This is a genomic window from Pedobacter sp. GQ55 (assembly GCF_059758925.1).
In genome coordinates, this window is the sequence record NZ_JCAXEI010000006.1 from 154,076 (window position 1) to 179,169 (window position 25,094).

General features: G+C 38.3%; 21 protein-coding genes. 8 read left to right on the plus strand and 13 right to left on the minus strand.

Translation table 11 applies throughout. From position 1 onward, the window contains the following. From nagB to AC6CH7_RS16975, 3 genes are all read left to right on the plus strand, one after another. Complete coding sequence (nagB, locus tag AC6CH7_RS16965; protein WP_498263879.1) at positions 1-1,920, plus strand: glucosamine-6-phosphate deaminase; 1,920 nt, start codon at positions 1-3, stop codon at positions 1,918-1,920. Positions 1,921-1,983: 63 nt separating this feature from the next. Continuing rightward, the gene (locus AC6CH7_RS16970; protein ID WP_498263880.1) at positions 1,984-3,141 is read left to right on the plus strand and encodes an acyltransferase family protein; all 1,158 of its coding nucleotides are present in this window, start codon (positions 1,984-1,986) and stop codon (positions 3,139-3,141) included. A 23-nt stretch (positions 3,142-3,164) separates the two neighbouring features. After that, entirely contained in the window at positions 3,165-6,032 is a 2,868-nt protein-coding gene (locus AC6CH7_RS16975) for a M16 family metallopeptidase (protein ID WP_498263881.1), read from the plus strand. Positions 6,033-6,114: 82 nt separating this feature from the next. Here the strand turns inward: AC6CH7_RS16975 and AC6CH7_RS16980 are convergent, their stop codons facing one another. After that, positions 6,115-7,665, minus strand: coding sequence for a glycoside hydrolase family 10-like protein (locus AC6CH7_RS16980; protein ID WP_498263882.1), 1,551 nt, complete (start codon positions 7,663-7,665; stop codon positions 6,115-6,117). A gap of 187 nt (positions 7,666-7,852) precedes the next feature. Between AC6CH7_RS16980 and AC6CH7_RS16985 the strand changes: the two genes are divergently transcribed. After that, a complete protein-coding gene (locus AC6CH7_RS16985; protein ID WP_498263883.1) occupies positions 7,853-8,761 on the plus strand; it encodes a DUF8428 domain-containing protein in 909 nt (302 codons plus the stop codon). On the opposite strand, the gene AC6CH7_RS16990 is transcribed toward AC6CH7_RS16985, so the two are convergent. The 4 genes from AC6CH7_RS16990 to AC6CH7_RS17005 form a co-directional block, all read right to left on the minus strand. Further along, positions 8,753-12,370: an ATP-binding protein gene (locus AC6CH7_RS16990; protein ID WP_498263884.1), complete on the minus strand. Its 3,618-nt coding sequence runs from the start codon at positions 12,368-12,370 to the stop codon at positions 8,753-8,755. The two genes, AC6CH7_RS16985 and AC6CH7_RS16990, sit on opposite strands and share 9 nt — an antisense overlap. A 140-nt stretch (positions 12,371-12,510) precedes the next feature. Further along, positions 12,511-13,392 (minus strand): ACP S-malonyltransferase, encoded by an 882-nt coding sequence (gene fabD / locus AC6CH7_RS16995; protein WP_288883358.1) that lies wholly within the window; start codon positions 13,390-13,392, stop codon positions 12,511-12,513. Positions 13,393-13,410: 18 nt separating this feature from the next. After that, on the minus strand, positions 13,411-14,040 hold the full coding sequence (gene folE, locus AC6CH7_RS17000; RefSeq protein WP_498263885.1) for a GTP cyclohydrolase I FolE: 630 nt from the start codon (positions 14,038-14,040) through the stop codon (positions 13,411-13,413). Positions 14,041-14,051: 11 nt separating this feature from the next. Continuing rightward, the gene (locus tag AC6CH7_RS17005; RefSeq protein WP_048908287.1) at positions 14,052-14,462 is read right to left on the minus strand and encodes a 6-pyruvoyl trahydropterin synthase family protein; all 411 of its coding nucleotides are present in this window, start codon (positions 14,460-14,462) and stop codon (positions 14,052-14,054) included. 84 nt (positions 14,463-14,546) lie between these two features. Here AC6CH7_RS17005 and mqnB point away from each other — a divergent pair, with 84 nt between their 5' ends. Further along, on the plus strand, positions 14,547-15,182 hold the full coding sequence (mqnB, locus tag AC6CH7_RS17010; RefSeq protein ID WP_498263886.1) for a futalosine hydrolase: 636 nt from the start codon (positions 14,547-14,549) through the stop codon (positions 15,180-15,182). Between the two features lie 34 nt (positions 15,183-15,216). Further along, positions 15,217-16,062 carry a menaquinone biosynthesis family protein gene (locus tag AC6CH7_RS17015; protein WP_498263887.1) on the plus strand — a complete coding sequence of 282 codons (846 nt, stop codon included), beginning with the start codon at positions 15,217-15,219 and terminating at the stop codon, positions 16,060-16,062. Between the two features lie 8 nt (positions 16,063-16,070). Here the strand turns inward: AC6CH7_RS17015 and AC6CH7_RS17020 are convergent, their stop codons facing one another. The 7 genes from AC6CH7_RS17020 to AC6CH7_RS17050 all read right to left on the minus strand — a co-directional run bounded on the left by AC6CH7_RS17020 (position 16,071) and on the right by AC6CH7_RS17050 (position 21,972). Beyond that, positions 16,071-16,451, minus strand: coding sequence for a hypothetical protein (locus tag AC6CH7_RS17020; RefSeq protein ID WP_498263888.1), 381 nt, complete (start codon positions 16,449-16,451; stop codon positions 16,071-16,073). A gap of 3 nt (positions 16,452-16,454) precedes the next feature. Further along, positions 16,455-17,687: an ABC transporter permease gene (locus tag AC6CH7_RS17025; RefSeq protein WP_498263889.1), complete on the minus strand. Its 1,233-nt coding sequence runs from the start codon at positions 17,685-17,687 to the stop codon at positions 16,455-16,457. Between the two features lie 17 nt (positions 17,688-17,704). Continuing rightward, positions 17,705-18,343, minus strand: a complete 639-nt coding sequence (locus AC6CH7_RS17030; RefSeq protein ID WP_498263890.1) for an MBL fold metallo-hydrolase — start codon at positions 18,341-18,343, stop codon at positions 17,705-17,707. 10 nt (positions 18,344-18,353) lie between these two features. Then, positions 18,354-18,947: a gliding motility lipoprotein GldD gene (gldD, locus tag AC6CH7_RS17035; protein ID WP_498263891.1), complete on the minus strand. Its 594-nt coding sequence runs from the start codon at positions 18,945-18,947 to the stop codon at positions 18,354-18,356. Next, a complete protein-coding gene (locus tag AC6CH7_RS17040) occupies positions 18,948-19,691 on the minus strand; it encodes a shikimate dehydrogenase family protein (RefSeq protein ID WP_498263892.1) in 744 nt (247 codons plus the stop codon). A 37-nt stretch (positions 19,692-19,728) separates the two neighbouring features. Further along, positions 19,729-20,499: a phosphosulfolactate synthase gene (locus AC6CH7_RS17045; protein ID WP_498263893.1), complete on the minus strand. Its 771-nt coding sequence runs from the start codon at positions 20,497-20,499 to the stop codon at positions 19,729-19,731. A 69-nt stretch (positions 20,500-20,568) separates the two neighbouring features. Beyond that, a complete protein-coding gene (locus AC6CH7_RS17050) occupies positions 20,569-21,972 on the minus strand; it encodes a tetratricopeptide repeat protein (RefSeq protein ID WP_498263894.1) in 1,404 nt (467 codons plus the stop codon). A gap of 286 nt (positions 21,973-22,258) precedes the next feature. Here AC6CH7_RS17050 and AC6CH7_RS17055 point away from each other — a divergent pair, with 286 nt between their 5' ends. Both AC6CH7_RS17055 and amaB read left to right on the plus strand, forming a co-directional pair. Then, positions 22,259-22,723 (plus strand): nuclear transport factor 2 family protein, encoded by a 465-nt coding sequence (locus AC6CH7_RS17055; RefSeq protein WP_498263895.1) that lies wholly within the window; start codon positions 22,259-22,261, stop codon positions 22,721-22,723. 11 nt (positions 22,724-22,734) lie between these two features. Beyond that, a complete protein-coding gene (amaB, locus tag AC6CH7_RS17060) occupies positions 22,735-24,276 on the plus strand; it encodes an L-piperidine-6-carboxylate dehydrogenase (protein ID WP_498263896.1) in 1,542 nt (513 codons plus the stop codon). A 67-nt stretch (positions 24,277-24,343) separates the two neighbouring features. On the opposite strand, the gene AC6CH7_RS17065 is transcribed toward amaB, so the two are convergent. Then, positions 24,344-24,946: a GIN domain-containing protein gene (locus AC6CH7_RS17065; protein ID WP_498263897.1), complete on the minus strand. Its 603-nt coding sequence runs from the start codon at positions 24,944-24,946 to the stop codon at positions 24,344-24,346. Between the last annotated feature and the right edge of the window lie 148 nt (positions 24,947-25,094).

Consider the following 25,094-nt stretch of genomic DNA (forward strand, 5'->3'; position numbering starts at 1 on the left):
ATGGCAAGATTAAATCTTCTGGAAGAAACGCGTTTTGAAAAATTACCCGTTTCTGTCTTTGAAAACCCTAAAGCCGCATCACTCAGCGTGGCTAAACGTATCGGGGATCTGATTAAAGAAAAACAAAAGAATAACACTCAGGCTGTTTTAGGTTTAGCTACTGGAGCTACACCTATTGCAGTGTATGCAGAATTAGTAAGAATGCATAAAGAAGAGGGTTTAAGCTTTAAAAACGTGATCACGTTTAACCTGGATGAGTATTATCCAATGCAGCCAGACGCTGCTCAAAGCTATGTTTCTTTTATGAACGAGCATTTGTTTGATCACATCGACATCGACAAAAACAATGTTAACATCCCTGATGGGACATTGAGTCTAGAAGAGATTCCTGCTTTTTGCCTTGCCTATGAAAAAAAGATTGGAGATCTGGGAGGATTAGACATCCAGATATTGGGTATTGGACGTACCGGTCACATTGGTTTCAATGAGCCGGGTTCTGCACCAAATTCTGGTACTCGTTTGGTAACCCTTGATGACCTTACAAGACGTGATGCTGCAAGAGATTTTGGTGGTAAATCTTTTGTACCTACAAAAGCAATTACCATGGGTATTGGCACCATATTCAAAGCCCGCGAAATTATTTTGATGGCATGGAACAGAAAAAAAGCTTCCATCATTAAAAAAGCTGTTGAAGGCGAAATTTCAAGTGATGTTCCTGCTACTTACCTACAGCTTTCTGAGCATGTTGAGTTCATTTTGGATCAGGACGCAGCTTCTTTACTAACCCGTTTTGATACGCCTTGGTTGGTAAAAGATTGCGTTTGGGATGAAAAACTAACCAGAAAAGCAGTAATCTGGCTGGCAAATCATTTAGGCAAACCTGTTCTTAAACTTACCGAAGATGACTACAATAACAATGGTATGGCTCAGTTGGCCATCGACAGAGGCCCTGTTTACAACATCAACATAGACATCTTTAACAAACTACAACATACCATTACCGGATGGCCAGGTGGTAAGCCTAATGCTGACGACTCGCAAAGACCGGAAAGAGCTGAACCTGCTAAAAAACGTTCAATTATTTTCTCTCCGCACCCTGATGATGACGTGATTTCAATGGGCGGTACCTTTATCCGTTTAGTAGATCAGAAACATGATGTACACGTAGCTTACCAAACTTCAGGCAATACTGCCGTATGGGATGATGATGCACTTCGTTTTGTTGAATTTAGCATAGACTTTTCTGAAAAAATGGGTCTTGGTAAAGACGAGTTAAAAGGATTGTACAACAACATGCGCGATTTTATGGAGAAAAAACAACCAAATCAGGTTGATACTCCAGAAATTCAAACGGTAAAAGGCTTGATCAGAAAAGGAGAGGCTATTGCAGGTGCACGTTACTGCGGGCTTGAAGATGACCATATCCATTTTATGGCGCTTCCTTTTTACGAAAGCGGAAAAAACAATAAAAACCCTGTTACCGATCTGGATGTTCAATTAACAATGGACCTTTTACAAAAGGTTAAACCAGAACAAGTATTTGCTGCCGGCGATTTTGAAGATCCACATGGAACCCATATTGTTTGTTTCAATATCATTTTAGAAGCATTAAAGCGTTTAGCAAAAACTGAAAGCTGGGTTAAAGATTGCTGGTTATGGATGTACCGTGGTGCATGGCAGGAATTTGAAACTCATGAAATTGAAATGGCTGTTCCGCTTAGTCCACAAGAAGTGGAAAGAAAAAAATTCGCCATTTTCAAACATCAGTCGCAAAAAGACAGAGCTGTTTTTCCTGGTGATGATGCCAGAGAATTCTGGAGAAGAGCTGAGGACAGAAACAGAGAAACTGCCCAGGCTTATGACAATTTAGGGCTAGCAAACTACGAGGCGATGGAGGCCTTTGTACGCTATAAATTTTAATTATATTTATAATCGCTATTGTGTTTAGGCAATAGCGATTATTTTGTAATTAATTCCCCATTCATGACTTCTATATCAGCCACTACTAACACTCCGGCAAGATTATTATCCCTTGATTTTTTTAGAGGCGCCACGGTAGCTGCCATGATACTTGTAAATAATCCCGGAGATTGGGGCAATATTTACGCTCCTCTTGAACACGCAGAATGGAATGGCTGCACTCCTACAGATCTAATTTTCCCTTTCTTTCTATTCATTGTAGGTGTTTCCATTGCATACGCGATGGGAAGCAAAAAAACAGACCCTGCAACACATCGCAAAACCATTTTAAAAGCACTTAAAAGAGCGCTAATCTTATTTGGCCTGGGATTATTCCTATCCTTATTCCCCAAGGTGTTTATTGATCCCATAGGTGCCTTTCAGCATGTGCGCATTCCCGGGGTACTCCAGCGGATTGCAGTAGTATTCTTTATTTCATCTATTATATTTCTTAAAAACTCCGAAAAAAACATCTTCAGGATATTAATTGCGTTATTGGCTGTATACTGGGCATTAATGACATTTGTACCTGTTCCCGGTGTTGGGTATGCTAATCTTGAAAAGGAGACTAATCTTGGTGCGTGGATAGACAGAAGCATACTAACTGAGGCCCATTTATGGAAATCGGCCAAGACCTGGGATCCCGAAGGCATCTTTAGTACCATTCCGGCAATTGCAACAGGCTTATTCGGAATCCTGGTTGGCGTTTACCTAAAACGTAAAGATGTTGATGCTGCTTCTAAAATAGCCTGGTTATTTACTACAGGTTGTGCGGCTGTAGCTTTAGGCTTGCTATGGGATTTACAATTTCCAATTAATAAATCGCTATGGACTAGTTCTTTTGTTTTGTACACTGGCGGTTTAGCAACCGTGATACTTGCACTTAGTTATTGGGTAATAGATGTTCACCAGTACAATCGTTTTACCAAGCCTTTTGTGGTGTATGGGGTAAATGCAATTACTGTATTTTTCTTATCGGGCTTAATACCAAGAATATTAGGCATGATCCATGTAAAAAACAGCGCCGGCACTGAAATAACCTTACAGGCCTGGCTTTATTCAGGTTTCTCATCTTATTTTTCTCCAATTAATGCATCACTGGCCTGGGCAGTTACCTTCATATTATTCTGGCTGATAATTCTTTGGGCGATGTATAATAAAAAAATTATTATAAAAGTTTAAATTTAGCTCATTAACTATTTTTCATGAAAAGAACAATCAACACTCTCGTATGTGGGCTTGCCGCTTTTGTGGCATTTAATACCCCCGCACTTGCGCAAAAAAAACCTTCAGCTGTAAAAAAGACGGTATCAGTAGCTGCAAAAAAAAACAATGATACTTTGATCCCCAACGACCCTAATGTTAAAATTGGGAAACTGGCGAATGGTTTAACTTACTACATCAGAAAGAATGTAGAACCTAAAAACAGGGCTGAATTATATTTGGCAACCCGAATAGGTTCGTTAATGGAAGAAGATGATCAGCAAGGATTAGCCCATTTTACGGAGCACATGGCCTTTAATGGCACAAAAGATTTCCCTAAAAACGACATTATCAATTACCTTCAAAAAGCTGGTGTTCGTTTTGGTGCCGATTTAAATGCTTACACAGGCTTTGAGCAAACGGTTTATCAATTACCTATTCCAACGGACAGCGCTCTGGTATTTAAAACAGGATTTAAGATCCTTGCCAACTGGGCAGGAAAAGTGGTTATGAATGGTGAAGAGATTGATAAAGAACGTGGTGTGATCATAGAAGAAGATCGCCAGCGCGGAAAAAATGCTCAGGAACGTATGAGCAAACAATTGCTTCCACTATTACTAAAAGGCTCCCGTTATGAAAACCGCCTTCCTATTGGAAAGATTGATATTTTAAAATCATTTTCTCACGACAGAATCAGAAGCTTTTACAAGGATTGGTACAGGCCAAATTTACAAGCTGTGATAGCTGTTGGTGATTTTGATGTAAATGAAGTTGAGCAGTTAATTAAGGCCAACTTCTCTGACCTAACTAATCCTGCAAATCCTAGGCCTCGCTTAAATTATGATTTGCCCGACAACAAAGAACCGCTTGTTAAAATAATTACAGATCCTGAGCAGCCTTATGATGTTGCCATCATCATGTATAAATTACGTGGAAATGTAACAAAAACAACTGCGGATTTTAAAAAGAGAATCATGTATTCCATGGTGAACAGCATGCTGGGTGCAAGATTTGAAGAGATTCTGCAAAAAGAGAATGCTCCTTTTATTTTTGGACAGAGCTCATTCGGACCATATCAAGGCGGCATGGTTTCGGGTATTAATGCTTTCCAAACTGTAGTTGCAGCTAAGTCGGGCGAGCAGTTGGAAAAAGCTTTTACTGGCGCACTTGCTGAAAATGAGCGGATGAGCAAATTCGGGTTTGTTCAATCGGAATTGGACGTTGCTAAGAAAAACATTCTTGCAGGCAATGAAAAACAATACAAGGAAAAGGATAAGACAGCATCCTCAAACTTTGTACAGCAGTACCTGAATAACTTCCTAAAAGGAAGCACCATTCCTTCTATTGACTATACTTACGCCGAAACCCAAAAAGCAGTTGCTAATATTACCCTTGAGGAGATAAATGCGTTGGTAAAAACGCTTACACCAAAAGAGAATCAGATTATTGTTGTTCAAGCTCCTGAAAAGGATAAGGCTATTCTGCCAACAGAGGCGCAATTGGTTGCCGCCATAAAAAATGCTGGTGCCGGTATTACCGCTTATGTAGACAACTCATTAAACAAGCCGCTGCTAGAGAAAAAACCTACTGCGGGTAAGGTTGTTAGCGAAAGGAAGATTGATGCCGTAGGCGTTACCGAACTAACATTGAGCAACGGAATTAAAGTGCTTTTAAAACCAACCGACTTTAAAAATGACCAGGTCATCTTCAGTTCATTCTCTAAAGGAGGAATGTCTGTGGTTAATGATGAGGATCTTGAATCGGCACAAATGGTAAGTCTGATTGCCCAAAGCGGGGTTGGCGAGTTTAATCCAACGCAATTATCAAAGTTGCTAGCCGGCAACACTGGCCGCGCTGGTGCCTATGTAGACGATCTCTATCAGGGCTTTAGCGGAAGTTCCTCTCCAAAAGATATTGAAACAGCTTTTCAAATGATTTATGCCTACGCTACCAATCCAAGAAAAGATCCTGAGATATTTAACAAGAACATCTCTGATTATAAAGTAGTATTGGGCAATAAAAATGCAAACCCTAACAGTGTTTTCAGTGATACCGTTCAGGCTGTATTATCGTCGTACAACAAGCGTGCTATGCCCACCAATCTACAAGATCTGGATAAAGTTTCGCTAGACAAGGCTTTTGACTTTTATAAGGATCGCTTTGCTGATGCCAGTGAACAAACGTTCATCATTGTGGGTGCATTTGACGTTAACACCATCAAGCCCTTTATTGAAACCTATATTGCCAGCTTACCTGCTCTGAATAAAAAACAGGATTTTATTGATCGCGGAGTTAGGGCACCTAAGGGTAAGATCAGTAAAACCGTTTATAAAGGTCTGGAAGATAAGGCCGCTGTTGAGCTATACATCCATGGAGATTATACCTTTAATGCAGACAACAACATTCAGTTAGATGCGCTAAAAGGTGCTTTAGAAATAAAGATATTAGAGCGTTTACGCGAAAAAGAAAGTGGTGTTTATAGCCCGCAGGTTGGCTTAAGTCTGGAAAAGTATTCTGCGGGGCATTATTACTTCAATATTTCATTTAGCTGTGCTCCTGCCAATGTAGAAAAGCTCATTGCTGCAGCACTTGATGAAGTAAACAAGATTAAAACTAACGGCGCTTCTGTAGATGATATAACCAAATTCAAATCAGAAGAACAGCGTCAGTTTGAGCTTAATTTGCGTAACAACAATTATTGGTTAAGTTACCTTAGCAGCCGTTTAAAAAACGGAGAAAATTTAGACCAGCTATTGGGTGAAAAGCAGAGATTAAATAGTGTTTCCGTCGAAAGCACAAAAACTACTGCTCAGAAATATTTAAATGAGGATAATTATATCCGCTTAGTTTTGTTACCGCAACAAAAATAGAGCTGATCATTGAAATAAAGAAGGGGGCGGCCGCCATCTCGACGATAGGAGAGATCTCTTGCCCCCCTTCTTTATTATATTACTAATTTGGCGCCAGGGCTTCTTTTGCCTGTATACCTACCGGTCCGCTAGGTTCACTTTCATTCTTTAACCGATCCAGTGCTGTAACCAGGTAATTATATCTTTTACCACTGTCTACATCAGTATCTATATAGGAAGTAAATTCTTCAAAACTTATTTTAAGAATATTTCTGGCATTTAATATCCCTATTTTCTCACCTTCTTCAAAACGGTAAATCACATATCCGGAGGCAGTTTCTCCATCTTCGGCCGGAAGAGGCTTTTCCCATTTTAGGTGCACACCATCATTCAAAGCATCTGCAATAAGTTGTTGTGGCTGGTTAGGCATTACATCATCAAGCCACGGCATTTGAGGTGGAAGTGCCGGATATTTATAAAAATCGTTTCTTAAGGAATCTCCAAATGCACGTGCTACCGTAGAGAATGACTTGGAACTAAAGTATACACTACCCTGTACCCGATTATTTTTTCTGATATACCTGATCTGATCAGGCATCTGCTTAGGTAACCGCCACGCGGCCTCCATTCTTTGGTTCACCAGGTAAGCCGCTTGTCCTATGTAAAGATGCCTGCCATAGGTATTGTTACTCCACCAGTCTACTAATGTAGCAAATGGTGCCACTCGGCGAGTAAAACTAAAATATATCTGAGGGTTAATGTAATCTACCCAACCTTCTTTAACCCATTTTCTGGAATCGGCAAAAAGCTCTGCATAATTAGACAATCCGCTGGTTTCAGACCCAAGTGTGTCTTCAGACTTGTTTCTCCAGATCCCGAATGGACTAACGCCGAATTTAACATACTTTTTGTAGTAATGAATGCTGTCATTCAATTGCTTAATAAGTACATCAACGTTGTTTCTTCTCCAATCATTTATATCTGTAAAACCATTAGCATATTTACGAAATGTTGCGGCATCATTTATCCGCTGCCCTTCAACTTTATATGGATAAAAGTAATCGTCGAAATGTATTCCATCCACATCGTATCCTTTTACAACATCCAGGATAACCTGCACAATGTATTCTCTAACCTCTGGTATTCCAGGATCAAATTGTTTTTTACCTGCATAAGTAAAGAAAAGCTCAGGTCGTTTTCTAGTCATATGACTTTCATGAACCACTGCATTAGGGCTCATTGTGGCTCTGTAAGGATTAAACCATGCATGAAGCTCCATCCCTCTTGAATGTGCTTCTTTAATGGCAAAGGCTAATGGATCATAACCTGGGCTTGGTGCAATACCTTGCCTACCCATTAACCATTGACTCCAGGGTTCTCTTGGGCTTGCATAAAATGCATCTGCAGCGGGCCTAACCTGGAGCAATATCGCATTCATACCATTCTCTTTGTGCTTCTCCAGGATACCTATAAGCTCCTGCTTTTGCTGGTCCACACTAAGACCGGGTTTAGACGGCCAGTCTATATTAGCAACGGTTGCTACCCAAACCCCTCTAAACTCTCTTTTTGGAGCAATTTTTGATGTGTCTTGCGCAAAAAGGGATAATGGTTGCACTATGGTTAATAATAGTGCATAAAAAGTGAGTTTAAACATCCTTTCTAATTTGTGATAGTATAAAATTTAGTTTCATTTGTTGTGGTCAGAATACAGTTCAGTTCCCTAATCCTAGCAAGTAAACGATTTTTTTCAAAGTCTCATACAAATAGAATGTTTTTTTTACCAATTGTTATATTTTTATTTATGTTCGCGCCTCAACCTAATTTAGTTAAGAATTGAAGTAATGTCAGATAAGAGTGATCCAGTAAATAAAGGCGACCGCAATAAAATCTACTTTTTAGTTGTTGTTATTGTTGCTTTATTAGGCACCAACGCCTACCTTTTTATCAAAGATAAAAAGGAAAATGAACGATTTGTTACCGTTAGCACAGAGAAAGATCGTTTAAGACTGGAGGTTGAGAAAATTGAAATTGAACTTGACAAGGTAAACGCTTTGAATCTTACTTTAAGTGAAAAATTAATTAAGGAACAGGAACTTGCCCGTGGAAAGATTGCTGAGCTTAAAGCAGCACTCCAAAATGGTGAGCTTACCCAGGAACAGCTTGTTGCAGCTCAAAAAGAAGTTCGTGAACTTCGGGAATTTGTGAAAGTCTATAATGAAGATATCCTTCGTTTAAAAAAAGAAAATTCCCTTCTTAAAAGCGAGAGAGATAGTCTGAAGGCTTCGGTCAATGTTGCCAGCGAGAAGGCCAATGAACTGGAAAAAAGAAATCAGGAACTCAGCGCAAAAGTCAAAACCAGTGCCGCTTTAAAGGCAGCGAATGTGCATATTATTGCCTACAGGGTAAAAAGCAGTGGTAAAAACATTGAGGTAACAAAGGCCAGTTCAGCAAAGAAATTAAGCGTAAAGTTTGACATTGCACCTAATCCGCTTGCTCAAAAAGATTATCATAAAATCTATCTTCGGGTATTTGATCCGGTAGGCAACCTTATCGCAAATGAGAACAACATGTTTCAGGCCGATGGACAAGAGATGCAGTTCAGTTCATCCACCTCTATCTCCTACAATGACGACAACACCAGTTTTAACATGGATTGGATTAATCCTAATGAGTTTATAAAAGGAGAATATTCGATCATTCTATATGCAGATGGCTACACAATGGGCCGGGCAGAAATTATTTTAAGATAAAGGGAAACTCAGATAAAAAGTAGTCCCCACCTCACCAAACGATTTAAATTCCACCGTTCCACCCGCATTCTCTACAGCTTGTTTGACAAAAGCTAATCCTAAGCCTGTCCCCGACGATTTTGTTGTGAAATTAGGCACAAATATTTTATCCTGTAAAGAAGAATCAATACCCTTTCCATTATCCTCTACCTCAATAAATACACGTTCCTGGTTATTGGAGATATTTACCTTTATAATACATACCGCATTAATATCAGCAGCCTCAATTGCATTTTTAAATAAGTTGTTAAAGGTACGCAGTACCTGATCTTTGTCACCAAGCACAACAACCTCTGTATTAGTATTATTAAGGATATAAATTTCCACATCCTGAGTATTTCTAAAAACGTCTCTGGCCTGTCCAATTATAGGTAACAACTGAAGCTTCTCAAGTTTTGTATCAGGCATTTTAGCAAAATTAGAGAACTCTGATGCGATGGTGGATAGACTGTCGATCTGCTCAATGAATGATTTGCTAAATCTTTCAAATTTATTTTGAAAATTAGGATCTTTTTCTTTCCACGATTTTTCGAGCAGTTGCACGCCAAGTTTTAAAGGTGTAAGTGGGTTCTTAATCTCATGGGCTACCTGTTTTGCCATTTCACGCCACGCACTTTCCCTTTCTGAGCGTGCAAGCTTAACGGCACTTTCTTCAAGCGCAGCAATCATCTTGTTGTATTCTTTTATCAGTGATCCAATTTCATCATGACGAGACCAACCGATAGGCTGATTCTTTTGCCCCAGTTTTGTCTTTTTAATGCTATCCTGAATAAATGTTAGCGGACTGGTAATTTGATTGGCCAGAAACACCGCAAGTATCCCTATTGCCACAAATACCAAGGCGTATATATTAATCAATGTGTTAATGAACACACCAATCCTGGTTTGATAGTCTGCTTCATTCGCATAATAAGGCATACCAATATAGGCTATGGTTTGATTCTGAGCATTTCTGATAGGCGCGTATGCTGCTGAGTAGGTAAAATTACTTATCCTCTCGGAGGGGTTAATATAATCCGACCCTTGTAATTGATTTAAATGGAGAAATGCCTTTGACGCCATTCTTCTACTCATAATACCAAGATCATACATTTTTGGCGTCGAGGTAAATATCAAAAATCCATTGATATCAAAAAGATTTAAATAGGCAGCATTTATGTCAGCAAACTGGTTGAATTCGTTTACTGCTCTATCTGTGGGAGCAGGCACCCCTGTTGCTAAAATCAGTTTTTCATAAGATTGCTGCACTTTTCTCACCTTCTCTTTGATGAAATCCTGTTGCTGCCTCCTGTATTCATTACGTATATAGAAATAGGTAATCCAACCAACAATAAGTAAGGTTGCTACTACCGACAAAACAATAGAAAATTGAATCCTGGTTTTGTAAAGAATTTTGTTTGCATTAATCATTAACGAACGGTTAATGTTAAACCAGCCGCTCCAGCTCTCATCAATATTTTTAAGTAACCAAATTAGCGTGTATAATGTTATGGAGAACAGTATGAACACAAGAAAGAAGAAAGATAATGTAGCAAGCTGTATGATAAACGATACATCTTCTTTGCTGATTACAATTAATTTTGAAGGTGTAGGATAATAAATCAGGTGCGAATAATTGAGGCTATCTTTAAAAAAAACCACAGTATTATTGCGTGTGGCAAACCCATCGCTCGAAAGCTTATAGGTATAATTACCCGATTGCCCCTCCAATCTGCCGTCTTTATAAAGTGCAATGGAGTATTTACTATAATTATCTTCGTTTTTAATGGACCTATCCATTAAAATTTCGGGTAGCTGACCTTTGTAATTATAAAGCTGGGATTTTAACTCAATAACCAGGGTTCCCAATATTTGATTTTCTTCATAGATCGGGATAATTCCAAAATAATTTTGATACCCAAAAGTATCATTCAAACGATAAAAATAATTTGATTCAGGAACTTTTACCGAACCGGCCTTTACCAGTTTTTTAAAATAACTAAGTGGTATTGCCTGTATTCCGGTAGCCGATGAATCAAGATGATTATACGCGTATAAATTGTATTCAAACCTTGGCAGATAGCGCTCTATGTATTCTTTCTCGACGCTTTTCTTGAGTTCTATTGGGCTGTTAGCATCCGGATCTTTAAAATAATTGAGTACAACCTTATTAGCCAGAATTGTTCTCTCGAGGTTTTCTATGGAACTAACAACTGTAAAATCATCTGAAGAGACCAGCTTCTGCGCCATGGCGAACCTGTTTACATGCTCCTTCTCGTCGATGAACCTTAAATATTTAACCGAAGAAATGAAAGCAAGGCAGAAGAATAACAACGCAAAAACCGCTATTGAAAATTTGTTATTCCTGATATAAAAATTCCACGAAATAATAAAAATAAATAGTGCATATGCTATGAAAAAGATACTAAACCCCGTGCCTAACTTATAAATAAGACAGGCAAAAAAGGCAGCCAGAAAAAGAATGACTCTTTCCCTATTGGTCACATTTAATTGCAGCGTCTGCTGCATGAAAATACTTGCAACAAGGTAAATATTAAACCAGACAAGACACAAAACAATAATACTAACCCAACTTACCCCATCAAGATTTATAATATTGGTGATGTCAAAATTTATTTTTGAATTAATGATTAACCCAAGGAACACCTTATCAAATAAAAATGCTAGTGCCCCAAAAATGAGCAACAGTATAAAGTGAAAGGACAGCCCTCCCAATTTACTTCGTGTTAGCCACCCTGGGAGCTTATACTTATCGTTATAGGTAAAAACAAACAATACCACCCAGGTAATCGCCATTACGTTAAGCAAGAAATCTCCAAGAGAAGGAAGAAAAAAGCTTTCAGCATATATTTTGGGGCTAAATATGGGCAAATTAAACTGCCTGTTAAACCATCCGTATTCTAAATCCGTAACCCTTATTGTTACAAAGAAAAGCAAGATCAGAACCGTCGCCGACACTAAATTGCCTCTTTTGGCTAACCAGCCACAAAAAGAATTAAAGAACAAGCAGAAGCTAAAAAGCCCCACTATCCACAGCCAAAGTTCTATGGTACCATAAATACTTCTGGAATAGGCTGACTTAAGTTTAACTTCGAATATGATTTTACCATCCAGATTACTGATACCCTGTACTTCAGGATCGATAAATGTGGCCAGGGAAAGAGAATTATTATTAGACAGGTAACGTGAAAAGTCATTCTCAAGATATTGATTCTGGATACTGAATTGATTTTTAACTTCTATCAAAAAGATCAGGGTATAATTACCCGTTGTTTTCTTAATAACTTCAAACCAACCATTTGCAAATTGAGAAAAAGACGATCCCTCTTTAATCACTTCCGGATCAGGAGGAACCAACGAATTATAACTCCAAAACTTAAGCTTATTATCCTGATAGGTAAGAATATTGATACCCTTATCGCGATATTTATTAATGAAATTTAATCCATATTGATCATTTAGATGATACTGCTTAGCCTTTTCAACCTGAGCAGCATCATTTAAAAAATCGTATACAAGTTTTTCATTTATGGAGAGATTCTTCTGAAGCTTTCCGGCTTCGTGGGCCAATAATTCCTTTTTTGTTATTGAATGCTTTAGCGATAATGCTGTAACAATACAGCAAGCACCTAATATCAATAAAAGAAATCTGATTTTACCCCCGATACTCACACTTAAATGTTATTTTAATAAAGGCAATATTACCTGGCTTAGATTGTAGTTGCAGAACTTGTTGGCATTGCTCTATTCACCTTTTTTACCAGGCCTTGTAATACATTTCCCGGGCCAACTTCTACAAATTCAGTTGCGCCATCGGCAATCATGCGCTCTATGGTCTGTGTCCACTTCACGGCACCTGTTAATTGGGTAATTAAATTTGACTTAATTTTTTGAGGATCTGTATTTGGTGTAGGGTCCACATTCTGATAAATAGGACACACCGGAGGCAATATGGTCACATTCTCAATAGCCTCTTTTAATTCTATTCTTGCAGGTTCCATCAATGGAGAGTGAAATGCACCACCTACATTCAGCTTTAGTGCACGCTTTGCCCCTGCTTCGGTTAGCTTCTGGCAAGCGATGTCTACACCTTCAATACTTCCGGAGATCACAATCTGTCCGGGGCAGTTGTAATTTGCAGCGACCACTACTTCATCAATATCATTGCAAATATTTTCAACTACCTCATCTGCTAAACCAAGTATGGCGGCCATAGTTGATGGTTGAAGTTCGCACGCTTTTTGCATTGCATTTGCCCGTGCAATAACCAGTTTCAAACCATCCTCAAATGATAAGGCCGATGCGGCAACAAGCGCCGAGAATTCGCCCAGCGAGTGTCCGGCAACCATATCTGGTTTAAATCCTTCGCCTAATGTTTTGGCTAAAATAACAGAATGTAAAAATATTGCAGGCTGTGTTACTTTAGTTTCCTTAAGCTCTTCGTCCGAACCAGAGAACATTATATCACTGATGCGGAACCCTATAATTTCATTTGCCTTTTCGAATAATGTTTTGGCCTGCTCATTTTCGTATAGTTCTTTTCCCATACCTGAAAATTGGGCACCTTGACCTGGAAATACATATGCTTTCATAAATACGTTGGTTCTTTTTTAATGTAAGTTGGCTGTTATTAATCTTAAGAATTCAGCTCTTGTTTTATCTTTTGCGAATTCCCCTGTAAACGCCGATGTGGTGGTAACAGAATTTTGTTTTTGTATTCCTCTCATTGCCATGCATAAGTGCTTGCACTCTATCACAACTGCAACTCCAGCGGGCTGAAGGGTTTCCTGAATACAATCTCTAATCTCGTTTGTTAATCGTTCCTGAACCTGTAATCGTCTGGCAAAAGCATCAACAATACGCGGTATTTTACTTAAACCAACAATATGTCCGTTAGGAATGTAAGCAACGTGTGCTTTACCAAAAAAAGGAAGCATGTGATGCTCACACATAGAAAAAACCTCTATATCTTTCACTACAACCATTTGACTATAGTCTTCCTTAAACATGGCTCCACGTAGTATCTCGGCCGGATTAAGGTCATAACCATGTGTTAAATACTGAAGGGCTTTAGCCACACGTTCAGGAGTTTTAATTAACCCTTCTCGTTCCGGATTTTCACCTAACTGACCTAAGATATCTTTATAATGATTCGCTACCGAGGTGATTTTTTCTTCGTTATAACGGTCAATTTTTATATACCCGTCCTCTGTCTCATCTAAATGATCTGTATGATTCATATCTGTGATTATTAACCGAAATACTCAACAAAATTATTCTCGGTTTCGTAAATTTTTATGCAATGCAATTGAGCTCCTGATTCGGCAATAAGCGCATATAATTCATCCCATATTGCTATCGCTAAATTCTCTGTTGAGGCAAGTTTTCCTTTCATAAAATCAACATCAAGATTTAGATTTTTATGATCAATCTTATCAACTACCTGGGTATTTGTAATGTCCTTTAACCATTTTAAGTCGACCAAAAACCCTGTTTCAGGATTGATCTCTCCCTTAACCGTTACATACAGCTGGTAATTATGTCCATGCCAGTTTGGATTAGCACATTTTCCATAAACTTCCGTATTTTTATCTTCAGTCCAGTCTGGCCTCGAAAGTTTATGCGCTGCGTTAAATGATGCTTTTCTTGTGATATATATCATTATAAAAGGTTATTGTTTGTAATTAACAAACAAATATACGCAGAAAGCTTAAAGTAGAAAGGTTTAACACTAACTTAGATGTTTATGAAGATTCTGCTAGTTGCCGCCACAAGGCCAGAAATCGGGTTATTAACCGAGCATTTTAAGCTTCCTGAAAAAGATTTTATGCAAACTCCCGAATTTGACATTCTAATTACGGGGGTGGGGATGACAGCAACAGCATTTGCTTTAGGCCAGCATCTATTATCAGCTAAATACAACCTTGTTTTAAACCTGGGCATCGCCGGATGCTTTGATCGCTCAATCCCCTTGGGTTCTGTACTAAATATAACTGTAGATGAATTTGCAGAGCTTGGAGCCGAAAACAAGGAACATTTTATCAGTATTGAGGAACTTGGATTCGGTAAAAGCAGCTATTCTGCATACAACAACCTGCTAAGCGAGTCGGTAACAAAGCTGAAAAAAGTAAAAGGGATAACCGTTAATCGCGTTCATGGAAATGAAGTAAGCATTTCGGCTGTTAAAACCCGCTTAAATCCCGTAACAGAAAGTATGGAGGGAGCTGCTGTATTATATGGATGTGAAAAAGCCGGCATCCCATGTCTGCAGATCCGCAGCATTTCCAATTATGTTGAGCCAAGAAACAAAGCCGCCTGGAATATCGGTCTTGCCATAAAAAACCTAAACGAGTGGACACTTGGATTTTTGACAAATACATAACTATTCAACTTTTCATACTCCTTATCTTTAGGCCATGAAACTAAGTCTTGGCTTTTCTCCGTGTCCAAATGATACATTTATTTTTGATGCCCTCATACACCATAAAATTGATACTGAAGGTTTAGACTTTGAAGTATTTTTCGACGATGTAGAGACCCTAAACCAAAAAGCTTTCAGAGGCGAGTTAGACATTACCAAGCTAAGTTTTCATGCTTTTGCCCATGTGTACAAGCAGTATGCACTATTGGACGCAGGAAGTGCCCTTGGATTTGGTGTAGGCCCTCTGCTGATCTGTAAAAATGAAAACCTTATTCATAACCCAGAGGATTTAACAGCAGATCTTAAAGTTGGGATTCCCGGAAAGTATACCACAGCAAATTTTCTATTGGGGATCGCCTTTCCCCATTTAGTAGACAAACAGGAAATGATTTTCTCTGAAATTGAGTCCGCTTTAATTAATAACAAGATTGATGTTGGCCTAATCATCCATGAGAATCGTTTTACATATTCTGACAAAGGACTTCATAAGATTGTTGACCTTGGAAGCTACTGGGAGCAATTAACAGGGTGCGCCATCCCGCTTGGGGGAATTGTAATTAACAGAAATCTTGACAGAGAAATACAGGAAAAAGTAAACAGACTATTGCGAAAGTCCGTTGAATTTGCTTTTGCTAACCCTAAATCAGGCATAGATTTCATTAAAGAGCATGCTCAGGAAATGAGTGAAGAGGTAATGTATAAGCACATTGAATTATATGTAAACAAATACTCTATTGATCTCGGTATTGAAGGAAGAAAAGCAATAGATGTACTGTTTAAACTGGCCATTGAAAAGGGATTAATTCAGCCTATTGAGCATGATTTATATTTAATCCCCTAAGCTCCCAATTAGTTACAAGGCCCGTCAGGTATTTCTTTAGTTATTTTAAGCACTTTGGTTACTACCATTGTAGAATCAAAATCTGCTGAGACAATTAAACTGTCAGATTTAATTAAGTGACATTCTACTTCAATATAAACGGGTTCGTATGGTTTTTCGAAGTTGAAGTTGCTATAAGCCAGTTCCAGTGTTTTTGCGCTATCTGCTACCCAATACTCCCGACCCTCATCACAGTCTGTAAATGACTTTATTTCGGGGCCATAGCTATACAATCCTTTCATTACTCTCGTAGTTCCTGCTGTCTCTTCAGCATCCTTCCTGTTACAGGCCATAATTACTCCTGTAAGCAACACTAATAAAACTACTGAATTCTTATTAAATCGATTCATATGTTAGAGATCTTGATTTAAGTGGTTTATCTTCTTCACACTTAAGTTAGATGACAAAGCTGATGCCACAAAAGAAAACACACTTACAGTTAAAAACACCAACAGAAAATCCTTCCATTTAAATGCCACTGGATACGCATTGGTGATCACCAAATTATCTTGTGACATTTTAATAAGTCCGAATTTTTGTTGTAATAAACAGAAGAGAAATCCAACTACCAAACCAACGATACAGCCGGTCATGGTAATCATCATTCCTTCAAATAGAAATATTCGTTTAATCAATTTTTTTCCAGCCCCCAAGCTGCTTAATACGGCTATATCTTTCAGTTTATCTATAACCAACATGGTTAAAGAACCGATTATATTAAAAATAGCGATAATTAAAATAAAAGTAAGAATAATATAAACTGCCCATTTCTCGCTCCCCAGGATGTTATAAAGCACTTTATTTTGCTGTATTCTGTCCTTCACTTCAAAATGCTTGCCTATATTTTCTTCAATATTCTTTTTAAAAGCATCTGCATTAATTCCAGGTTTCAGGTTGATCTCAATAGAAGTAATTTTTTGAGGCTCTCCCAATAAATTCCGGGCAAATTTTAAAGGAACAATAGCTACATTATCAAAATCCTGCTGAACTTCAAAAACTCCCGCCACTGGAATTGATAATACCGTAAAATCATCCGCCGGATTAATGGAACTCGTTTTACTCCCTTTTTTTGGAGAAAATATCTGCAATGGATTAAAGGGATCTGTAGTATTTACCATCAGGTAAGTTTGAATTGCCGACCCGATTACAGCATAATTGCCACTACTATTTTCAAGCAAAAACTTACCTTCAATAGTAATGCTGTCCAAACTTTTATTTTTCAGATAATCCGGGCTAACCCCTTTTATTAAACCAACGGACTGCTTATCATTATACCTTAACAAAGCATTTTCTGAAAGCACTTCGCTATAAGAATAGATACTCTTATTTTGCTTTAATTTATTGAAATAGGCCGTATTTGGGTCAAATGTTTTACCCTGAACAGGCGAAATAACAACCTGCGGAGTAATCGTATTAAACATTTTCAATACCACTTCCTCAAAACCATTAAATACAGATAAAATAATAATTAACGCCGCACTCCCTACAAAAACACCAACCACAGAAATTGTAGAAATGATGTTTATAGCGTTGGTAGATTTTTTCGCAAAAAGGTACCTGCGAGCTATGTAGAAAGGTGTATTCAATTATTTATTAATAAAAGTTACTGTAAAAAAGGATTATGTTGTTTCTCAAAGCCTATTGTTGTAGGTTGTCCATGCCCCGGGAAAACTTCACAATCATCAGGCAATATAAACAAGTTATTTTTGATACTGTTGATCAATTGCATGTGATTACCTCCCGGAAGATCCGTACGGCCAATACTCGAATAAAACAGCACATCACCTCCAATAAGAAAATTATCAGCAGCAGCATAAAAGCATAAATGTGCCGGTGAATGCCCTGGTGCAAAAATTAAATCAAGTTCGCTATTGCCAAATTTAACCTTACCGGTTTCGGGTAAGAAAACCTCAGGTTCCGGAGAAAGTTCATAACGCAAACCCATTTGAGGCAAATAGCCCGGTATTGCTTGAAGCACATATAATTCGCCTTTATGGAATTGTGGTTTTAACCCCCAATTATCATGAACAAACTTATTTCCAAATACATGATCATAATGACAATGGGTATTTAATAAGAGTACTGGCTTTAGGTTATGCTCTTTTATAAATTTAACCAGGGTGTTTTGCTCTTCTCCGTCATACATTCCAGGATCTATTATTACACATTCACCCGTTTCATCATATAAAACATAAGTGTTTTCCCTTATCGGGTTAAAAGTAAATCTTTGTATACTGATCATTTTAAATTCCTTATGTGCCCTTATTTATCCACTTAAATGTACTAATCATTCTGTCAATATCCTTTTTAATAAAGGAAACGACTGGTTGTATAGAATCGTACTGCGGTCGCTCGTTAAAATATAATGCCCCTCTAAAATAGTGTTTGGTGCTGTCTGTTAAAAAGAACTGAACGGATGACGCCGTATTTCCCTCTATTGCATAATACACTCCATAAACCTTCTTTTCCGGATAGTTAATCAATTTCTGGTCTATTGAGTTTGCTTTCACCGTATGCTTAAATGCAAAAGTCCTTGCATCTTCAACTAAACCTTCATACTCCTTTTTAGAAGAAATATCATAATATGTTAAATGCAACCGCGCATTAAATTGACTAAAAGAAAGGTTGTACCAACAAGGTCTGGTGTCCTTACTACTGTCTTTTAACATCTCGGCATACACCGGGTAATCAAATGAAAATGCACATCCCTTATTAAAGGTTGTATACACTTTTTTCGGCATTTCAATATTAAAATATCCTCTGGGCTTAGGGGAATAATCGCTCCCTGTGCAAGCATAAAGCAACATCATTAACATAGAAAGAGAAAAAAAAGTGACCTTCTTCATCTATTTATTCCAAATATACCAGGATCGCTCTGCCTGAAGATATAGCATTTCCAATCCGTTTTTGATACTCGCTCCATTGGCCTTGGATCTTGCAAGAAACGTTGTCTCTTCCGGATTATAAACCAGGTCGTAAGCCAAGTGATTCTCGGTGAATGCCTCATAAGGGATATCCGGGCAGGTTTCGGTATTTGGAGACATCCCTAAGGGTGTCGTATTTATCAAAACTGTATACTCCTGAAGTAGCTCTGCGGTTACCGCATCATAAAGAATACTATTCGAGGTTGGCGATCTTGTGATTACAATAAAAGGAATGTTTAGTTTATTTAAAACATACTTTACGGCTTTAGCAGCTCCACCATCTCCAAAAACCAGGGCTTTTTTATGGTGCTCATTTAGCATCGGCTTTAAAGACGCTTCAAAACCATAAGCATCAGTATTGTACCCTGTCAGTAATTCCTGTCCGTTGTTACGCTGAATAGAAATACAATTTACCGCACCTATTTGCTCAGCAGCCTCATCTACCTCATTTAAAAAAGGCAGTACTGCAAGCTTATAAGGAATGGTAACATTTAAGCCTTCCAGTTCAACATTTTTAGAAATAAGCTCAGGTAAAAGCTCAATATGTTCAATCGGAAAAAGCTCATATTCACAATCGGGAATATCTTCATTTAAAAATTTCTCAGTAAAGAATTTTTTTGAAAAGGAATGTGATAACGGAAATCCGATTAACCCAAATTTTCTCATTCTGATAAGTTATAATTAAAAGGTAATATTTATAAAATTACAACTTTGCCAAATCCAGGAAGTGATCAAACGTATCCCCCCTTAATCCTAAACGAATGGTTTCTAAAGGTATAACCTCGGCAGGCGCTATATTTCCAAGATTCACATTTGAGCCAAGCAGTTTAATAAACCATACTTGTTGTTCCTTTTGAGGAGCCTCCCAAATGATTGTTTCTTCTGGAATCTGGGTAAGGATCTCATCAACTAAGCCTTCTCTAACCTCTCCTGATCCCCTGTAAATACCTACGTTACCACCCTCTCTGGCTTCGGCTATCACTTTCCATGATCCAGCTTCTATTTCAGCCTGCATAAGTTTGATCCATTTATATGGGGCAAATATTTTAGCCGCATCTTTAGATCCTACTTCTGAGATTACTGTAACCTGCTTAGATAATTTTTGAATAAACTCACATTTCAAATCATGCTCAATGGTAATTGAGCCATCAGAAACTTCTACGTATTCCATATCGAACTGTTCCAGCACGCGACAATAATCGTCGAACTGATTTCTGATAATAAACGCTTCAAACAGGGTACCACCAAAATAGGTAGGAATACCTGCAGACTTATAAATAGCCAATTTCTCTTTCAGATTCGGAGTTACAAAAGAAGTAGCCCAGCCTAGCTTTACAATATCAGTATGTATTCCGGCAACGTCTATAAAATCTTCTGTTTGTCTTAAACTTAGCCCTTTATCCATAACCATCGTAATTCCTTTGTTCCTAGGTTTTACAGGTCGTTCGGGTATATTATTCAATGGGTAATTCATATTGTTCACAAAGGTGAAAAAAAATCGGACAGTTTTCATCAGCATAACTAATAAAAACTGTCCGATCTTTTATTTTAAATAACGATTGATTACTTCTAGTATTGAACCGTTCTCCTGTAATTGGGGCAAATATTCAAATAATATGTAGTGTTTATCCGGATCTGTGGCCAGTGCGGTCTCAAGATATAACAAAGCGTCGTTCTTTTCTCCTAGGGCAAACAAGTAAGCTACCATCCTATAATAGAGCTCTGCTGCATCAGGGTTGTTTTTTATAGCATCAGCGATGGTTTCTGAGGCTTCAAGCAATTTACCTTGTTCATATAGAACTGTCGAAAAATCCAACCAGGCTTCAACATCCACCGGATTATATTCAAGAACTTTATAATAAGCTTCAACAGATTGCTCTATCTGACCCAGTTTATAATAAGCGTCGGCCATTGCAAACCAGAAGTCAGGATTCTCATCATCAAGTTCAATTGCTTTTTTGTAAAAATGAAGTGACTCAAAGAAACGTTCTTCAAAATTTAGCGTTACTCCTATTCCAAACCAGGCATCGGCCATCTTTGGATCCATCTTTACAGATTTTTTATAATAGGATCTCGCTTCGTCCATACGTTCCAATTTCTCGTAACATTCCCCGATTGCACAATAGGTGTCAGCATTGGGTTTTTCGTATTCAAAAGTGTGCTTATAAACTTCTATAGCCTCTGCAAACCGATCAAGTTGAACCAAAGCGTTTCCTTTATTATAGTACGCAGACGCAAAATTATCCTTAATCAGGATGGCATAATCATAGGCATCAATTGCTTTCTCAAAAAGATCTAGCTTGTGATAAGAATTTGCAAGATTATACCATGCGGCGTAAGAATATGGATCATTATCTATATATTCCTGATAAAACTGGATACTTTCTTCTTGCTTATCTAATATATCATAACAGAAAGCGAGTTCGTACAATCCGTCCTTGTTTTCCATGTTCTGTTCCAAACTCTGCTTTATGTAAACAATAGCACTCTCGTAATCGAGCATGTTTTGATACACATAAGCAATTTGCAGCAAGATCTCATCGGTAGTTTCAGCAAATTCAAGTGCTTTCTGAAAATTATCCAATGCCTCTGAATACCGCTCAAGGCTGTTATAGATATTCCCCCTAAGGATATAGATTTCTGCTTCCGATGCTTCAAGCATTTCTGCTCTCTGGAGTGCCAAAAATGCACGCTCGGTTTGATCAGTAACAAATAACAGCTGAGCCTGCTTAACCAGGAATACCGCGGCATAAGGGTGCTGATTTAATGCATATTCTATTACCTGCAATGCCTTTACGGGGTCGTTCTTTTCAATGTAGTAATCAATAATATTTTCAAAGGCCTGGGCATCAAAAAAGTATTGGTCCTGATTACGTATCATCTCTTCGTAACGCTCTACTGAACGTTGCGCATCATCGCTAAAATCAAAATAAAATTCCTCTTCCATGTATCAAATAATTAAAGAACAGATCCCTGTGTTAAAAATACATTATAAGTTTACAACAATTATTAGTGTTACTCACCAAATAATTTTCAACATACACACACCCTTGCCCATAAACAACTGAAATAATAATAGTTAGCCTAAACATCTACCCTCAGAATGTTTAGCCAGATAGAGAATGAAACAAGGGTTCTGATCCTAATTCAATACAAAATAACGTAACTTTATTTTAAGACGGGTAATATTCCCGTCACGAAAACATCAACCCCTTATGCAACAATTCATAAAAATGAAAAAATGTAACTTTTTAATTATTGTTTTTCTTACAACGGTATTTAACGTCTCGGCCCAAATCCAGCAACATGAAGAAGACCTTGTTAAAGGCACGATAAACAAATTGTTTGACGGCATGAGAAATACCGATAGCGCGATGGTAAGTGCTGCCTTTGCAAGTAATGCAATCATGCAGACCATCCATAAATCCAAAGAAGGTGAATTTAAATTAAGTGATGGGAAGGTCGCCGATTTTATCAAATTTACAGGAACACCACACAAAGAAAAATTTGATGAACGAATTGTATTTACAAAAATTTTGATAGATGGGAACCTTGCCAGTGTGTGGACAGATTATAAGTTCTATATTGACAATAAATTTAGCCACTGCGGTGTCAATTCGTTTCAGTTGTTTAAAGATAAAACCACCTGGAAGATCATCTATATTGTTGATACACGGAGGAAAGAAAATTGCCTATAAACTATTTAGTTATGCAGAATAATATTAGCCAGGTTCTAAAAAACCTAAACATTCTGGATTTAAATCCGGCCTACAGTACAGGCAATCAATGGGGAGCTTCCTCAGATGCCAGAATACTTAACAGCGATTCCCCGGTTAATGGGAATAAGATAGCAAGCGTACAGGTTGCCAGTGCCCATAATTACGAAACAGTAATAAAAAAAGCAGAAGAGGCGTATTTATTCTGGCGCAGCTTACCAGCCCCAAAGCGTGGTGAGATTGTGCGGCAGTTTGGTGACGCGCTTCGTAAAAACAAGGAAGACCTGGGAACCCTGGTTTCTTATGAAATGGGTAAAAGTCTTCAGGAAGGATTTGGCGAGGTACAGGAAATGATAGATATCTGCGATTTTGCGGTGGGCTTGTCTCGTCAGCTCTATGGCTTAACAATGCATTCTGAGCGCCCCAGCCATCGCATGTATGAGCAATGGCATCCATTAGGAATTGTTGGTATCATCTCTGCCTTTAACTTCCCGGTAGCTGTTTGGAGCTGGAATGCCGCATTGGCCTTAGTTTGCGGCAATGTTTGCATCTGGAAGCCATCAGAAAAAACACCTGTCACAGCCATCGCGTGTCAGCATATTATTGCTAATGTTTTTAAAGCAAATGGCATTCCCGAAGGCGTTTGCAATCTAATTATTGGAGATAAGGAAGTGGGCGAGCTCATGACAAATGACAGTCGCGTACCCCTGATATCAGCCACAGGCTCTACCCGAATGGGAAAAGCAGTTGCAGTAGCAGTTGGTGCTCGCTTAGGAAAAAGCTTATTGGAGTTAGGCGGCAACAATGCCATTATTATCTCTGAACACGCAGACCTGGACATGAGCTTAATCGGCGCTGTTTTTGGAGCAGTAGGAACAGCTGGTCAGCGATGCACCTCTACCCGCAGGTTAATAATCCACGAAAGTGTTTACGATGCGTTTACGGTAAAACTGGTAAAGGCCTATGGTCAATTGCGCATAGGTGATCCCCTTGATCAGCACAATCACGTTGGCCCGTTAATCGACACCGACGCTGTTGCCAGCTACCTTGATTCCATTGAAAAATGCAAGGCCGAAGGTGGAAAATTCATAGTAGAAGGAGGTGTTTTAGAAGGCCCGGCTTATACCAGCGGATGTTATGTAAAACCGTGTATTGCTGAGGTAAAAAATGATTACAAGATCGTCCAGCACGAAACCTTTGCTCCAATTCTGTACCTGATAAAATACAAAACATTGGACGACGCTATCGCTTTACAGAATGGTGTACCTCAGGGATTATCCTCGGCAATAATGACGCTTAATTTACGGGAAGCAGAACAATTTTTATCTGCGCAGGGATCCGATTGTGGCATTGCCAATGTCAACATTGGCACCTCAGGTGCTGAGATAGGCGGAGCCTTTGGTGGTGAAAAAGAAACAGGCGGTGGTCGCGAGAGTGGTTCCGATGCATGGAAAGCTTACATGCGCAGACAAACCAATACGATAAACTACTCAAATACGCTTCCTCTGGCTCAGGGAATCAAATTTGATCTTTAAAGTAGTATCACAAAAAAGCAGCGGATATCCAATTCCAGCTGCTTTTTTTATACCGTAGAATTGTTTTTTAATTCTTTTTGTTGGCTGCAACCATTATCTGATTCAATGGAGTTGTTGTTGTTTTCAAAGCTACCAGGTGATCTGCGTCTAATTTAGAAACGTCGTCTTTTACTAAGTTGTGGTCTGTAGTTGTACCGCTTAACTTCAAATCAGCATGATCTTTTATATAAGTATACATACTTTCAGTATTTGCTTTCACGGTAGCCTTTGCATTATCTTTTAAGAATACCTGAAGATATTTAACATCAAACTTACCATCAGTTTTCACAATAGCCTTATCTGAGGCATCTATACGCTGTAAATCATTTACTGAAACCAAAACAGTTATGCGATTAGCTTCTGTTGAGTTAATAATTAAAGTATATCCAAGTCTTTTAATAGAGGTTTTGTTCGGATTATAATCTCCATTTATTACTTCGATGTGCTCTCTTTTACTTTGGACCAAAATAACTTTTACATTTCCACTCACTTTCACCTTATTAAAGGTCATCGGAGTAGCAGATTCAACTGGTTGTTTATCAATGCCGGTGGCGAATGTTGTCATCGCTGTTGAAGTTATAAAGATAACTGTCAAGGCTGAGGCGAATAATGTTTTTGCTAGAGTTTTCATATTTTTGAGTTTTAGGGTTTTTGTAGGCTTTTTTGTTATTAAGACCCTCATTTTCAGCAAACGTTTCAGCCAATTCCACTCTTTTATACCATCAGAAGTTAACTTACGACCAACGGTCTGATTCCCTCGACGAACTCATTTTAAAAAT

Excerpts from the sequence above, each read along its gene's own strand:
- nagB (WP_498263879.1), top strand. The coding sequence starts at position 1 with ATGGCAAGATTAAATCTTCTGGAAGAAACGCGTTTTGAAAAATTACCC.
- AC6CH7_RS16970 (WP_498263880.1), top strand. The coding sequence starts at position 1,984 with ATGACTTCTATATCAGCCACTACTAACACTCCGGCAAGATTATTATCC.
- AC6CH7_RS16975 (WP_498263881.1), top strand. The coding sequence starts at position 3,165 with ATGAAAAGAACAATCAACACTCTCGTATGTGGGCTTGCCGCTTTTGTG.
- AC6CH7_RS16980 (WP_498263882.1), bottom strand. The coding sequence starts at position 7,665 with ATGTTTAAACTCACTTTTTATGCACTATTATTAACCATAGTGCAACCA.
- AC6CH7_RS16985 (WP_498263883.1), top strand. The coding sequence starts at position 7,853 with ATGTCAGATAAGAGTGATCCAGTAAATAAAGGCGACCGCAATAAAATC.
- fabD (WP_288883358.1), bottom strand. The coding sequence starts at position 13,392 with ATGAAAGCATATGTATTTCCAGGTCAAGGTGCCCAATTTTCAGGTATG.
- folE (WP_498263885.1), bottom strand. The coding sequence starts at position 14,040 with ATGAATCATACAGATCATTTAGATGAGACAGAGGACGGGTATATAAAA.
- AC6CH7_RS17005 (WP_048908287.1), bottom strand. The coding sequence starts at position 14,462 with ATGATATATATCACAAGAAAAGCATCATTTAACGCAGCGCATAAACTT.
- mqnB (WP_498263886.1), top strand. The coding sequence starts at position 14,547 with ATGAAGATTCTGCTAGTTGCCGCCACAAGGCCAGAAATCGGGTTATTA.
- AC6CH7_RS17015 (WP_498263887.1), top strand. The coding sequence starts at position 15,217 with ATGAAACTAAGTCTTGGCTTTTCTCCGTGTCCAAATGATACATTTATT.
- AC6CH7_RS17020 (WP_498263888.1), bottom strand. The coding sequence starts at position 16,451 with ATGAATCGATTTAATAAGAATTCAGTAGTTTTATTAGTGTTGCTTACA.
- AC6CH7_RS17030 (WP_498263890.1), bottom strand. The coding sequence starts at position 18,343 with ATGATCAGTATACAAAGATTTACTTTTAACCCGATAAGGGAAAACACT.
- gldD (WP_498263891.1), bottom strand. The coding sequence starts at position 18,947 with ATGAAGAAGGTCACTTTTTTTTCTCTTTCTATGTTAATGATGTTGCTT.
- AC6CH7_RS17040 (WP_498263892.1), bottom strand. The coding sequence starts at position 19,691 with ATGAGAAAATTTGGGTTAATCGGATTTCCGTTATCACATTCCTTTTCA.
- AC6CH7_RS17045 (WP_498263893.1), bottom strand. The coding sequence starts at position 20,499 with ATGAATTACCCATTGAATAATATACCCGAACGACCTGTAAAACCTAGG.
- AC6CH7_RS17050 (WP_498263894.1), bottom strand. The coding sequence starts at position 21,972 with ATGGAAGAGGAATTTTATTTTGATTTTAGCGATGATGCGCAACGTTCA.
- AC6CH7_RS17055 (WP_498263895.1), top strand. The coding sequence starts at position 22,259 with ATGAAAAAATGTAACTTTTTAATTATTGTTTTTCTTACAACGGTATTT.
- amaB (WP_498263896.1), top strand. The coding sequence starts at position 22,735 with ATGCAGAATAATATTAGCCAGGTTCTAAAAAACCTAAACATTCTGGAT.
- AC6CH7_RS17065 (WP_498263897.1), bottom strand. The coding sequence starts at position 24,946 with ATGAAAACTCTAGCAAAAACATTATTCGCCTCAGCCTTGACAGTTATC.